The following is a 13,214-nucleotide window of genomic DNA, read 5'->3' on the forward strand; positions in this document are numbered from 1 at the left end:
ATTTGACGATGCCGCATTCTAGCGCCCGGCTCCGAGGTGCGCGCCGCGCGACGCTTTTTCACCGCAGCGCAGCGGCATGTCTCTACAATGGGCGCTTTGCGGCGCACCGCGCTTTTCCGCGCGTCACGCGACGCTTCGACACACTCTGGATTGCCGCGCGCCGCCACGCCCCGACATCCTGCTTCTTCGCCTGTCCATGACGCACGCTTTTTTGCCCATTTTTGTGTCTTCTTTCGCACGCCGTGTGGCGCTGCGCCCGCTGTCTTCTCCTGCTGCAAACTCCCTGCCTCGCCGGTTCTCGTCGCGCACCGCGACGTTACTGCTCGCCTGCGCCGCACTCGGCAGCGGCGCAACGCTGCCGCTTGCCGCGCAGGCGCGCGTCAAGGCCACGCATCCGAGCGTCAACGTCACCACGGTGTTGCCGCAGCCGGTGATGATCGGCTTGCAGCGCGCGCACGTGCCCTTGTCGTCGATCAGCGTGGTGGTCGAGAAAGTCGGCGACCGCACGCCGATCGTCGCGCTGAATGCCGGCAAGCCGATGATGCCCGCCTCGACGATGAAGCTCGTCACCACCTACTCCGGCCTCTCGATCCTCGGCCCGGACTATCGCTGGCGCACGAACGCGTATGTGGACGGCACGCTCGACGCCAACGGCGTGCTGCACGGCAATCTTTACATTCAGGGCACGGGCGATCCGAAACTCGTGCCCGAAGAACTGATCGACCTCGTGCAGAAGATCCACAAGGCGGGGATCAACGGCATCGACGGCGCACTGGTGCTCGACAAACGCTATTTCGACGCCTCCACGCGCGATCTTCCGCCGTTCGACGACGACACCACCGCGCCGTACAACGTCGGCCCCGATCCGCTGCTGTACGCCTTCAAATCGCTGTCGTTCACGCTGACGCCTTCCCCGGACGGCAGCGTCGCGATCGACGTCTTGCCCGCGCTCTCGCAGTTGCAGATCGACAATCAGATGCACGCGGTCAATGGCCCGTGCCGCGGCGACGCCGCCTCCGTCTCGCCCACCGTGACGCCGCAGCCGAACGGCACCGTGGTGGCATCGTTCAACGGCGATTACTCCGTGCGCTGCGGCCCGCGCACGATCAACGTCGCGGTGCTCGATCACTCCGCGTTCTTCGCGGGCGGATTCCTCGCACTGTGGCAGCAAACCGGCGGCACGTTCAGCGGCGCGACCCGCGAAGGCCCGGTGCCGGTCGGCGCGCGCCTCGTCGCGACGCACCAGGGGCCGATGCTGTCCGACATCGTGCGCGACATCAACAAGTTCAGTAACAACACGATGGCGCGCAACCTGTTCCTGACGATCGGCGCAACGGAAGAAAAGGCGCCCGCCACGCCCGCGAAATCGGCGCGCGCCATCGAGGAATTCCTGCGCCGCGACAGCGTCGACATGCAATATCTGACGCTCGACAACGGCTCGGGCCTGTCCCGCGACGAGCACGTTACCGCGCTCTCGCTCGCCGATCTGCTGCAGCGGGCCAATGCGAGCCCGGTCGCCCAGGTGTTCGTGGAATCGCTGCCGATTGCGGGCGTCGACGGCACGATGCGCAATCGCTTGACCAACCAGGGCGCGGGCGGCAATGCGCACATCAAGACCGGCACGCTGCGCGACGTGCGTGCGATCGCCGGCTACGTGGCCTCGTCGGATGGCAACAGCTACGTGGTGGTGAGCCTGATCAACGACCCGCATTCCGAGGCCGCGCGCGCCGCGCACGACGCCTTGCTCGAATGGGTGTATCAGGGCCCCGCCCAGGGATTCACGAAGATCTCCGCACCGGCCGCCGAACCGCGCGCCGGCAAGCCCAGGAAAAACCCGCACAAGCGCGGCACCCATTGAGGATTCCTTCTATAGAACCCACGCGCCTCAACGCGCCCAAGCGTGTACGCTGTCGGGCAGTGTTTGAGGCGCGCGTAAAACGTAACGCGTAGCGCATGAGCCGCGCACCCGTTACGAAAAGCGTGGCCCAATCAAACAATAACGACAACATCCGCTGCAACAAGCGCAGCGGCAAGGGACGACGGAGGAGGACACCATGCAATTCGATGCCGAATTGCTGCTGCTCGCCATGGCGCCAGTCTTTCTCGCATGCATTGGCTGGGAGGCGTGGCACCTGCGGCGTACGCGCCCCGGCGCGCAGCTCTATAGCTGGCGCGACACGCTCTGCAACGCCGCGCTCGCGCTGATGCAGCAAGCCGCCGACAAGCTCGCGTGGCTCGCGATCATCCCCGTCTATGCATTTTTCTACGACCGCTATCGCGTCTATACGTGGCAGGCAAGCTGGATGTCGTTCGTCGTGCTGTTCGTCGCCCAGGATCTGCTCTATTACGGGTTTCACCGCTCCAGCCATCGCGTGCGCTGGCTGTGGGCCGCGCATGTCGTGCATCACTCGTCGGAGCGAATGAATTTTTCGACCGCATTCCGGCAGAGCCTGATGTATCCAATCGCCGGCATGTGGCTGTTCTGGATTCCGCTTGCCGTGTTCGGCTTTCCGCCGAAGCAGATCGTCGCGATCGTGCTGATCAATCTCGGCTTCCAGTTTTTCGTGCACACCCAGGCAATCGGCAAATTCGGCGGCAAGCTCGGATGGCTCGAATACGTGTTCAACACGCCGTCGATTCACCGTGTGCACCACGCCCGCAACGACCGTTATATCGACCGCAACTATGCCGGCGTGCTGGTGATCTGGGATCGCCTGTTCGGCAGCTACGTCGAGGAAGATCCGCACGATGCGCCGGTGTACGGCATCGTCGAGCCACTTCACACCTATAACCCGCTGAAGGCGACGTTTCATGAATGGGCGTCGATGGCCGCCGATTTCGTGAGCGTGCGAGGCTGGCGCAACAAGTTGCGCGCGCTGTTCGCACCGCCCGCATGGGCGGCGGCTTATCACGCGCGCCGCGCCGCCGGCGCGAGTGCCGATGCGGCGGCATCTAGCGGTGATAGGCGCATTGAAGAAAACCATACGGCCGCGTTTCAAACACCGCGCAGGCCGTAGACGATTCTGTAAGCATGTCGTCATGCCGCCGACGCGGTGGGCGACTGCCTGCAATACATGGCACAAGGGCCACACATACGAGGAGATGCAGCCAACATGAAACAAACAACATCGAAGCAACGCAATTTCGTGCGCGTCACGCAGATCGCTATTGCCAGTGCGGCGTTTGCGCTGCTCGCAGCATGCGGGGGCGGCAGCGATAACAACAGTTCGAGCAGCAGCACGCCGGCGGGCGGCGTGAAATTGCAGGTCGTGTCGTTCGGCGACAGCTTGTCGGATGTCGGCACGTACGCGCCCGTGATTCAGTCCAGCTTCGGCGGCGGCCGCTTCACGACGAACCCGGGTGAAGTGTGGACCCAGAAGGTCGCGGAATACTACGGCGGCACGTTGACCGCCGCGTATGTGGGCGGCTTTGGTCAGCCGCTGGTCGCGACAGGCGGGTTCGGCTACGCGCAAGGCGGCTCGGACGTCGTCAACGCCCAGGGCGAAGGCTGGGCGCCGAACAGCATGGCGGCGACAACCGTGCCGGTGGTGACCCAGGTGGCAAACTACCTGGGCGCGCATACGAGCTTCAACTCGAACCAGCTCGTGCTGGTGAACGGCGGCGCGAACGACATCTTCCAGTTCTCGACCACCGCCAATCTGACGGCGCTCGCCACCGCCCTGCAGACGCAATACCCGCTGCTCGTGCAGGCCGGCAAGCTGCCGAACACGCAGGCAGGTCAGGTCGAGTTCATCGCCGGCTACCTGCAGCAACTGGCCGACCCGCAGGTCGCGACAGCCGCCACGCAGCTCGCCGCGCAAATCCAGACCATCGTCAACTCGGGTGCGACTCACGTGGTGGTGTCGACGGTGCCGGACATCGGCAACACGCCGCAAGGCGTCACGGCCAACGCAGCCTCGCCTGGCGCAGCTGCACTCCTGTCGGGGATTACCGCGGCGTATAACGGCATCCTGGTCCAGAGCCTGACGACCCTTGGCCTGCTGGGCACGGGCAAGGTCATCGTGGTCGATGCGTTCACGTGGATCGATCAGCAGTTGCCGAACTTCCAGGCGCTGGGCTTTACGGTGTCCAACACAGGTACGGGCTGTAACCTGACGTCGATGGTGGCCAACGCAACCGCGTACGCCACCGCCAATCCGAGCGCAACGAACGGACTGACCGCAGCCCAGTACGGCGCCCAGTTCGGCTCGTCGCTGTTCTGCTCACCGCAGACCTACACGGTGGCTGGCGCCGACCAGACCTATATGTTCGCGGACCTGGTCCACCCGAGCACGCACCTGCACGCCTTGTTCGCGCAGTTCGTTCAGCAGCAGGTCGCCGCCACCGGGTTGGGGAAATAAGTTGAGGATTGCCGCGTAGCGGCGATGGTGTTTGTTCTGCGAACGCCCGGCTTGCTGATCGAGCCGGGCGTTTTTTATCGTTTTTTATTGCGTGCGCCGCGCTTCGGATCAGGTGCCTGCGGCGTTAGCGTGTTGTGATCGGTTTGCCTGCGCGGCGCTCGATGTCTATTCGCCTGCTGCGTGCAACGTTGGCGCCACGCAGGCAAGACGATCCAACCTTAACCTTGCGCTTCAAAAGCCGCCGCGGCCCTGCCTAGCCGGTCGTTCACCGCGATCCACTCGATGGTGTCCGGCAACTTCTCGATGAGAATCCGGCTCACGTCCGCGCGGTCGAGCGCCCTCAACAGGCCATATAACTCGCGCGCATAAACGTGCGGGTCTTCAGGCGCGGCAATGAAATGCACGCCCTCGGCATGGGCCCACTCCCCGGCGCGAGAAGCCCGCGCCACCAAGGCCACGCGTTCATCGCCCTGGCGCGCCGCAAGCAGAAGCTGCAACGCATCAAAAGGCAGCAAGACCAATGGCGTGCGCGGCGCATAGTGCGCCTTCAACGTCCCCGAGGCGCGCGGGGCCGTCGCATCCGAACCGTCCGGCAACCTCGGCGCCTCACCGAGTACATCCGCGATGTCCTGCGGCGTGACGCGGCCCGGTCTCAACAACGCCGGAAACCCGCGTGACAGATCCAGGATCGTGGATTCGATCCCGACATCCGACGCGCCGCCGTCCAGCACGTGAATCGCGCTGCCAAACTCGTCGCGCACGTGCTGCGCGGTGGTGGGACTGACGTGGCCGAAGCGATTCGCCGATGGCGCAGCCACGCCGCCGTGCCCACCGCGCAATGCACTGAACGCCTCGAGCAGGGCTTGCGCGACCGGATGGGACGGACACCGCAAACCCACCGAGTCCTGGCCACCGCTCACCGCTGCGTTAATCCGCTCGGCACGCTTCAGGATCAACGTGAGCGGCCCCGGCCAGAACGCATCGATCAGGCGACGTGCCTCCGCCGGCAAATGTTCGACCCAGTAGTTCGGATCGCCCTGCGGCGCCAGATGCACGATCACCGGATGATTCGCCGGCCTGCCCTTCGCCGCGTAAATACGCGCGACCGCGTCAGGACTTTCGGCGTCGCCGCCGAGTCCGTAGACCGTCTCCGTGGGGAACGCGACCAGACCGCCCGCGTCGAGCAGTGCGGCGGCGTGCGCGATCTGCTCGGCGCTTACAGGCAAGGCGCTCGCGGCGGGTTTCTGTTGATCCGGCATGGCGTTCGCGTCAGCTCGTGATGATATGCAGGAGCCGCGCGCAATCGCGCGCCGCCGTGCGGGCTTCTTCGAGCGTTGCAGCCGTGAAGTTCACGTGCCCCATCTTGCGGCCGCAACGTGCTTCTTCCTTGCCGTACAGATGCAAACGCGCCGCCGGCATCGCGGCGACTTCATGCCAGGGCGGCGTGACCGCTGCGCCCTTCGGGCCGCTCGGGAACCAGACGTCGCCGAGAATGTTCAGCATCACCGCCGGCGAGTGCTGGCGTGTGTCGCCGAGCGGCATGCCGGTCATCGCGCGGACCTGCTGTTCGAACTGGCTGGTCGCGCAGGCGTCGACGGTGTAGTGGCCGGAGTTGTGCGGACGCGGCGCCATTTCGTTGGCGACCAGCGACCCGTCTTCGAGAATGAAGAACTCGACGCACAGCACGCCGACATAGCCGAGCTTGTCCGCGATCTGCAGTGCCGCCTGTTGCGCTTGCCCGACCAGCGTCGGGCTTGCATCCGGCGCGGGAACGATGGTGTGCGACAGCACGCCGTCGCGATGGGTGTTCTGCGCCAGCGGATACACCACCGAAGCGCCGCTCGCGGCGCGCGCGATCAGCGCGGACACTTCGAACTTCAGCGGCAGGCGCTTTTCCAGCACGCACGGAACGCCCGCGAGCGACGCATGTGCCTCGCGCACTTCCTCGGCGTTACGCACGCGGATCTGACCTTTGCCGTCATAGCCCATGCGCGCGGTCTTGAGAATGCCCGGCAGCACGGCTTCGAGCGTCGCGTCGTCGAGCGCGGCCAGCGCGTCCGACGACTCGATCACCACGTGCGGCGCCACCGTCACGCCTGACGAAGCGATAAAACGCTTCTCGGCGATCCGGTCTTGCGCCACGGCGACGCAACGGCCGGCCGGACTCACAAACGTGGTTTTCGCAAGGAAATCGAGGCTCGCCGCCGGCACGTTCTCGAATTCGGTCGACACTGCCGCGCACAGCCGCGCGAGTTCGGTGAGCGACGCTTCGTCGTCGTAAGCCGCGCGGATATGGCGATCGGCAACCGCGCCCGCGGGACTGGTTTCGTCCGGGTCGAGCACGGCGACGCGGTAGCCCATCGCCTGAGCGGCAAAGCAGAACATGCGGCCGAGCTGGCCGCCACCGACCATGCCAAGCCATGCGCCGGGCAGAATCGGTGAAACCGGTGTGTTGTCTGGGTTCATCTTAGTGGTCGGTCGCGGCCGGGTGCTGCAATCACGCAATAGCAGCATCCGGCCGGGGGTCGGACGGGGGACGTCTAAAAGCAATCAGCCTTGGCGCTTACAGCGCCGGCAGCACCATTGCGTGGGCCGCTTCGTTCTGGCGCACGCGGAACGCGGCCAGTTTCTCCGCATATTCGGCGCTCGTGCCGCTCAGAATCGACACAGCGAACAGCGCCGCATTCGCCGCACCCGCTTCACCGATTGCAAACGTGGCGACCGGCACACCCTTGGGCATCTGCACGATCGAATGCAACGAATCGACACCCTTCAAATACTTGCTCGCCACCGGCACGCCGAGCACCGGCACCGTGGTCTTGGCGGCCAGCATGCCCGGCAGATGCGCCGCGCCGCCCGCGCCTGCGATGATCGCGCGAATGCCGCGCTCACGCGCGCTCTCGGCGTACGCGAACATCTCGTCGGGCATGCGGTGCGCGGACACGACCCTGGCTTCATACGGCACGCCGAATTCTTGCAGAATCGCCACAGCGTTCTTCATCACTTCCCAGTCGGAACTGGAGCCCATCAGCACGCCGACAATTGGCGCGCCGTGCGTATGGGCAGTTTGTGCTTCACTCATCTTACGGCTTCCTTGTTTCTTGAGAGCGCCCCCAACTGTCGCTTCGCGCCAGCCCCCCGAGGGGGTGAGAAAACTTGGGGCGGCCCGGCGTTTTGTTAATACGCCCCCCAATCTGTCGCTTCGCGCCAGCCCCCCGAGGGGGTGAGAAAACTTGGGGCGGCCCGGCGTTTTGTTAATACGCCCCCCCAATCTGTCGCTTCGCGCCAGCCCCCCGAGGGGGTGAGAAAACTTGGGGCGGCCCGGCGTTTTCTCATGCGGTGCAAATCCAACCAGACGCGCGCAATCAGGCGAGCTTGTGTCCGGTCAGGCGTTCGAGCGCTTCCTGATACTTCTCGCCCGTCTTCGTGACCACGTCGTCCGGCAGTTTCGGTGCGGGCGGCTCTTTCTTCCACGGTTGGGTTTCGAGCCAGTCGCGCACGAACTGCTTGTCGAACGACGGCGGGTTGGTGCCGACCTGGTACTGGTCAGCCGGCCAGAAACGCGACGAATCGGCGGTCAGCGCCTCGTCCATCAGATACAGCTGGCCGTGGTTGTCCAGACCGAATTCGAACTTCGTATCCGCGATGATGATGCCGCGCGTGGCGGCGTAGTCAGCGGCTTCCTTGTACAGCTTGATCGAGATGTCGCGGATCGTGGCCGACAGTTCGGTGCCGATGCGGCGCTCCATCTCGTTGTAGGTGATGTTTTCGTCGTGATGGCCCATTTCGGCCTTGGCTGCCGGCGTGAAAATCGGCTCAGGCAGCTTTTGCGCGTTTTGCAGACCCGGCGGCAGTTCCACGCCGCACACCGAACCGGTTGCCTGGTAGTCTTTCCAGCCACTGCCGGCCAGATAGCCGCGCACCACCGCTTCGACGAGGATCGGCTCGAGGCGCTTCACCACCACGGCACGGCCCTTGACCTGCTCGACTTCGTCAGCCGCCACCACGGATTCGGGCGCCACGCCCGTGAGGTGATTCGGCACCACGTGCTTCAGCTTCTCGAACCAGAAGTTCGCCATTTCGTTGAGCACGCGGCCCTTATTCGGAATCGGCTCGCCCATGATGACGTCGAACGCCGACAGACGGTCGGTCGTGACGATCAGCAACTGGTCGTTGCCCACCGCATAGTTGTCGCGGACTTTACCGCGGCCGAGCAGCGGCAGCGAGTGGAGCGTGGATTCGTAAAGGGTAGACATCGTCGTGGTTCGCTAAAAGTGGGGCAGAAAGTGTGACCGGAACAAAAGGGAAACGCCGTTCCCCGGATGATGCGGGAACGGCGATCGAACGACAACCTGGCCAATCAGCCAGGTGCAGAGCCTGGATATAGCTTAGCGGACGACTTGCGCGAGCTCGCCCGATTTGTACTTCTCCGCGATTTTATCAAGCGAAACCGGCTTGATCTTGCCGGCCTGGCCTTCGCAGCCGAATTGCGTGAAGCGGTCGAGACAGATCTTCATCGCGGCTTCGCGCGCCGGCTTCAGGTAGTCGCGCGGATCGAACTTGCCCGGATTGGTCGCCATGTAGCGGCGGATCGCACCGGTGATCGCCAGACGCAGGTCGGTGTCGATATTGACCTTGCGCACGCCGTTCTTGATGCCTTCCTGGATTTCCTCGACCGGCACGCCGTAGGTTTCCTTCATGTCGCCGCCAAACTCGCGGATTTCCGCGAGCAGTTCCTGCGGCACCGACGACGAACCGTGCATCACAAGGTGCGTATTCGGAATGCGCTGGTGAATTTCCTTGATGCGCTGGATCGACAGGATGTCGCCCGTGGGCTTCTTGCTGAACTTGTACGCGCCGTGCGACGTACCGATCGCGATCGCCAGCGCGTCGCATTGCGTCAGCTTGACGAAGTCGGCAGCCTGCTCCGGGTCGGTCAGCAGTTGCTCGCGGGTCATCGTGCCTTCGGCGCCGTGGCCGTCTTCCTTGTCGCCCTTCATGGTTTCCAGCGAACCGAGCACGCCCAGCTCCGCTTCCACCGTGATGCCGATCGAGTGCGCCGCTTCAACCACCTTGCGCGAGACTTCGACGTTGTATTCGTACGATGCGACCGTCTTGCCGTCGGCTTCGAGCGAACCGTCCATCATCACGCTGGTGAAACCGCTGCGGATCGCCGCCATGCAAACTGCCGGCGACTGGCCGTGATCCTGGTGCATCACGACCGGAATGTGCGGATACGACTCGACCGCGGCTTCGATCAGATGGCGCAGAAACGGCTCGCCCGCGTACTTACGCGCGCCGGCCGATGCCTGCATGATGACCGGGGCGTTGACCTTGTCGGCCGCCGCCATGATCGCCTGCACCTGCTCCAGGTTGTTCACGTTGAATGCCGGAATGCCGTAGCCGTTTTCGGCGGCATGGTCCAACAGTTGACGCATTGATACGAGAGGCATGCTTAACTCCTTAGATTGAAACGAATTCTGTGCCGTCGGCATCTTTTAGGGCGATTTTATCGCGAAGCAAGCTGCATACCCGTTCACACATTCCCTAAAGCACGTTCCTGCGGACCCTTACCGCACGCGCGATTGGAGTCTGTGCGCCGCCTCTCGCGGGGCATCACAGCCTGCTTCGCTCAATCAAGCCTGTGTCGATCGAGCAGTTTCCGGTGTCGATCGGAGTTAGCGCTTTAGCGCTTACTCCGATCCCATGCAGGATGGTTGCTACTCAATCAATACGGCTCGCCGACGCGCACGATCTTCAGCGTATTCGTGCCGCCTGCCTGGCCCATCGGCTCGCCGACCGTCAGCACCACCATGTCGCCGCGCGACGCGTAGCCCTTGCTGACCACGGTTTCCAACGCCTGCTGCAACGCGGTGTCGCGGTCGGTGCTGGTGTCCAGGTGCAGCGACCTGACGTTGCGGTAAATCGCCATGGCCCGTTCGCTGCCGACGCGCGGCGTGAGCGCGAAAATCGGCACGTGCGTCCAGTGACGCGACATCCACAGCGCGGTCGAACCCGATTCGGTCAACGCGACGATCGCCTTCGCGCCCAGATGGAACGCCGTGAACAGCGCGCCCATGGCGATGGACTGGTCGATTCGCGTGAACGTGCGGTCGAGGAAATCCTTGTCCAGCTCCGACTGCTCCGACTTTTCGGCTTCGAGGCAGATCGCGGACATCGTCTCGATGGTCTGCACCGGGTATTTGCCCGCTGCGGACTCCGCCGACAGCATCACCGCATCCGTGCCGTCGAGCACCGCGTTGGCGACGTCCGACACTTCGGCGCGGGTCGGCACCGGCGCGTAGATCATCGATTCCATCATCTGGGTCGCGGTGATCACGAACTTGTTCGAATCGCGCGCCATACGAATCATGCGCTTTTGCAGCGCGGGCACGGCGGCATTCCCCACTTCCACGGCCAGGTCGCCGCGCGCAACCATGATGCCGTCGGATGCGTCGAGGATGCCTTGCAGCGCCGGAATCGCTTCCGCGCGCTCGATCTTCGCGATCATCTTCGGCTTGATGCCGTAGGGCGCGCCCGCGATGTTCGCGAGCTGGCGGGCCATTTCCATGTCGGTGGCGTTCTTGGGGAACGATACCGCGACATAATCCACGCCGAGCGACATCGCCGTGCGAATGTCTTCCATGTCTTTGGCCGTCAGGGCCGGCGCCGTCAAGCCGCCGCCCTGGCGGTTGATGCCCTTGTTGTTCGACAGATCGCCGCCGATCTTCACGGTGGTGTGGATCTCGCTGCCGAGCACGCGCACGACGTCCAGCACGATCAGGCCGTCGTTGAGCAACAGCACGTCGCCCGGTTTCAGGTCGCGCGGCAGGTCTTTGTAGTCGAGGCCGACGCGGTCGTCGTTGCCGAGTTCGCACTCGGCGTCGAGGATAAATGCGCTGCCGGGCACGAGCGTGGTCTTGCCGTTTTCGAATTTGCCGACCCGAATCTTCGGGCCTTGCAAGTCAGCCATGATGGCCACTTCACGGCCGGCCTGACGGGCCGCCTCGCGCACGAATTCGGCGCGCTGGCGGTGGTCGTCGGCGGTGCCGTGCGAGAAATTGAGCCGCACCACGTCGGCCCCTGCCTGAATCATTTGCAGCAGGATTTCCGGCGTGCTGGAAGCCGGTCCGATAGTAGCGACAATCTTGGTAGCGCGATGCATGAGTCTCCTCGTCTGGATGGGATCGCTGGGATGAGCGCTGCGAGTCGGATGCGGAGGCTGCGCACCGAAGGGTGCTGCTGGGGGCTGCGCGCCGGTTGAAACCAGCGTCGCTTTATGGGGTGAAGCGGTATTCGACACCGGCACGGGGGATGCCGGCGGGGGGGCGAGCACAACCGCCTGATCCGGGAGTTCTGCCCGCGAGTGGGCGGTTTGTCCGGCGGACAATTCCGCTGCCTCGCCGGCAGTGGTCAACTCCGCGAGCGCGAGGGACGACTCGGATTCCTGCGGCTGCCGGGCCGCAGCTTCAGCCACGGCCGTTGTGGCGGCGGAGCGCGCTTCGCGCTCCCCTGCCGCTGCTGCTACGGTGTTGCGCGGCTTGCCGGTAGGCCGGCTGCCGCGCGCTTTTGCAGACTTCGCCGAGGGGGAGCGCGTCGCCACGTTAAGCCCGCGATTCCAGCACTTCGACCGCGGGCAGCTTCTTGCCCTCGAGGAACTCGAGGAAGGCGCCGCCGCCCGTCGAGATATAGCTGACCTTGTCGTGGATGCCGTACTTGGCAATCGCCGCGAGCGTATCGCCGCCGCCTGCAATCGAGAACGCCGACGATTTGGCGATCGCGTCAGCCAGCGTCTTCGTACCGTTGCCGAACTGGTCGAATTCGAACACGCCGACCGGACCGTTCCACACGATCGTGCCGGCCTTTTCCAGTTGCGCGGCGAGCACCTTGGCGGTTTCCGGTCCGATGTCGAGGATCATGTCGTCGTCTTCTACATCGGCGACGGCCTTCACTTCAGCCTTGGCGGTCGGCGAGAACTCTTTCGCCGTGACCACGTCGGTCGGGATCGGCACCGAGGCGCCGCGGGCTTTCGCTGAGTCGATGATGGCTTTGGCTTCGGCGACCAGATCGGCTTCGGCAAGCGACTTGCCGATCTTCAGGCCGGCCGCCAGCATGAACGTATTGGCAATGCCGCCGCCGACGATCAGCTGATCGACCTTGTCGGCCAGCGACTTCAGAATGGTCAGCTTGGTGGACACCTTCGAGCCGGCGACGATCGCCACCAGCGGCCGCTTCGGCGCGCCCAGCGCCTTGCCGAGCGCTTCGAGCTCGGCGGCGAGCAGCGGGCCCGCGCAGGCGACCGGCGCGTATTTGGCGATGCCGTGCGTGGTGGCTTCGGCGCGGTGCGCGGTGCCGAACGCGTCGTTCACGTAGATGTCGCAGAGCTTCGCCATTTTCTGCGCGAGCTCGTCGGAATCCTTCTTTTCGCCCTTGTTGACGCGGCAGTTTTCCAGCAGCACGAGCTGGCCCGGCGCGACGTTCACGCCGTTTTCAACCCAGTTGGCGACCAGCGGCACGTCACGGCCAAGCAGTTCGGCCAGGCGCTGCGCGACCGGCGCGAGCGAATCTTCCGGCTTGAAATCGCCTTCGGTCGGGCGGCCCAGGTGCGACGTGACCATCACGGCGGCGCCCGCGTCCAGCGCGGCCTTGATCGCCGGCACGGAGGCGCGGATACGGGTGTCTTCGGTGATGTTGCCTTGATCGTCCTGCGGCACGTTCAGATCGGCGCGGATGAACACGCGTTTGCCGGACAGCTTGCCTTCGGCGATCAGATCGGAGAGACGCAATACCTTGTTCATGGGCGTGTATGTGCGAGTTGATGGGAAGGCGGTGGCGGACGACGCGCTCGACACC

General features: G+C 64.5%; 10 protein-coding genes. 3 read left to right on the forward strand and 7 right to left on the reverse strand.

Annotated elements, in window-relative coordinates:
- Window positions 1-196 precede the first annotated feature (196 nt).
- The 3 genes from dacB to DSC91_RS22475 all read left to right on the forward strand — a co-directional run bounded on the left by dacB (window position 197) and on the right by DSC91_RS22475 (window position 4,361).
- Window positions 197-1,858 (forward strand): D-alanyl-D-alanine carboxypeptidase/D-alanyl-D-alanine endopeptidase, encoded by a 1,662-nt coding sequence (gene dacB, locus DSC91_RS22465; protein WP_115780932.1) that lies wholly within the window; start codon window positions 197-199, stop codon window positions 1,856-1,858.
- Window positions 1,859-2,054: 196 nt separating this feature from the next.
- Complete coding sequence (locus DSC91_RS22470; protein ID WP_115780933.1) at window positions 2,055-3,017, forward strand: sterol desaturase family protein; 963 nt, start codon at window positions 2,055-2,057, stop codon at window positions 3,015-3,017.
- Window positions 3,018-3,113: 96 nt separating this feature from the next.
- Complete coding sequence (locus DSC91_RS22475; RefSeq protein WP_115780934.1) at window positions 3,114-4,361, forward strand: SGNH/GDSL hydrolase family protein; 1,248 nt, start codon at window positions 3,114-3,116, stop codon at window positions 4,359-4,361.
- A gap of 218 nt (window positions 4,362-4,579) precedes the next feature.
- Here the strand turns inward: DSC91_RS22475 and DSC91_RS22480 are convergent, their stop codons facing one another.
- From DSC91_RS22480 to DSC91_RS22510, 7 genes are all read right to left on the reverse strand, one after another.
- The gene (locus DSC91_RS22480) at window positions 4,580-5,620 is read right to left on the reverse strand and encodes an L-threonylcarbamoyladenylate synthase (RefSeq protein ID WP_115780935.1); all 1,041 of its coding nucleotides are present in this window, start codon (window positions 5,618-5,620) and stop codon (window positions 4,580-4,582) included.
- A gap of 10 nt (window positions 5,621-5,630) precedes the next feature.
- Complete coding sequence (locus tag DSC91_RS22485) at window positions 5,631-6,827, reverse strand: 5-(carboxyamino)imidazole ribonucleotide synthase (RefSeq protein WP_115780936.1); 1,197 nt, start codon at window positions 6,825-6,827, stop codon at window positions 5,631-5,633.
- Window positions 6,828-6,924: 97 nt separating this feature from the next.
- On the reverse strand, window positions 6,925-7,443 hold the full coding sequence (gene purE / locus DSC91_RS22490; RefSeq protein ID WP_115780937.1) for a 5-(carboxyamino)imidazole ribonucleotide mutase: 519 nt from the start codon (window positions 7,441-7,443) through the stop codon (window positions 6,925-6,927).
- 283 nt (window positions 7,444-7,726) lie between these two features.
- On the reverse strand, window positions 7,727-8,617 hold the full coding sequence (locus DSC91_RS22495; protein WP_028196245.1) for a phosphoribosylaminoimidazolesuccinocarboxamide synthase: 891 nt from the start codon (window positions 8,615-8,617) through the stop codon (window positions 7,727-7,729).
- Between the two features lie 132 nt (window positions 8,618-8,749).
- Window positions 8,750-9,814 carry a class II fructose-bisphosphate aldolase gene (gene fba / locus DSC91_RS22500; RefSeq protein ID WP_115780938.1) on the reverse strand — a complete coding sequence of 355 codons (1,065 nt, stop codon included), beginning with the start codon at window positions 9,812-9,814 and terminating at the stop codon, window positions 8,750-8,752.
- Between the two features lie 275 nt (window positions 9,815-10,089).
- Window positions 10,090-11,526, reverse strand: coding sequence for a pyruvate kinase (gene pyk, locus DSC91_RS22505; RefSeq protein ID WP_115780939.1), 1,437 nt, complete (start codon window positions 11,524-11,526; stop codon window positions 10,090-10,092).
- Between the two features lie 439 nt (window positions 11,527-11,965).
- On the reverse strand, window positions 11,966-13,159 hold the full coding sequence (locus DSC91_RS22510; RefSeq protein ID WP_115780940.1) for a phosphoglycerate kinase: 1,194 nt from the start codon (window positions 13,157-13,159) through the stop codon (window positions 11,966-11,968).
- Window positions 13,160-13,214: the final 55 nt, after the last annotated feature.

Origin of the sequence: Paraburkholderia caffeinilytica (genome assembly GCF_003368325.1) — a bacterium.
GTDB lineage: Bacteria > Pseudomonadota > Gammaproteobacteria > Burkholderiales > Burkholderiaceae > Paraburkholderia > Paraburkholderia caffeinilytica.

Excerpts from the sequence above, each read along its gene's own strand:
- pyk (WP_115780939.1), bottom strand. The coding sequence starts at position 11,526 with ATGCATCGCGCTACCAAGATTGTCGCTACTATCGGACCGGCTTCCAGC.
- DSC91_RS22470 (WP_115780933.1), top strand. The coding sequence starts at position 2,055 with ATGCAATTCGATGCCGAATTGCTGCTGCTCGCCATGGCGCCAGTCTTT.
- DSC91_RS22480 (WP_115780935.1), bottom strand. The coding sequence starts at position 5,620 with ATGCCGGATCAACAGAAACCCGCCGCGAGCGCCTTGCCTGTAAGCGCC.
- DSC91_RS22510 (WP_115780940.1), bottom strand. The coding sequence starts at position 13,159 with ATGAACAAGGTATTGCGTCTCTCCGATCTGATCGCCGAAGGCAAGCTG.
- DSC91_RS22485 (WP_115780936.1), bottom strand. The coding sequence starts at position 6,827 with ATGAACCCAGACAACACACCGGTTTCACCGATTCTGCCCGGCGCATGG.
- fba (WP_115780938.1), bottom strand. The coding sequence starts at position 9,814 with ATGCCTCTCGTATCAATGCGTCAACTGTTGGACCATGCCGCCGAAAAC.
- DSC91_RS22475 (WP_115780934.1), top strand. The coding sequence starts at position 3,114 with ATGAAACAAACAACATCGAAGCAACGCAATTTCGTGCGCGTCACGCAG.
- DSC91_RS22495 (WP_028196245.1), bottom strand. The coding sequence starts at position 8,617 with ATGTCTACCCTTTACGAATCCACGCTCCACTCGCTGCCGCTGCTCGGC.
- dacB (WP_115780932.1), top strand. The coding sequence starts at position 197 with ATGACGCACGCTTTTTTGCCCATTTTTGTGTCTTCTTTCGCACGCCGT.
- purE (WP_115780937.1), bottom strand. The coding sequence starts at position 7,443 with ATGAGTGAAGCACAAACTGCCCATACGCACGGCGCGCCAATTGTCGGC.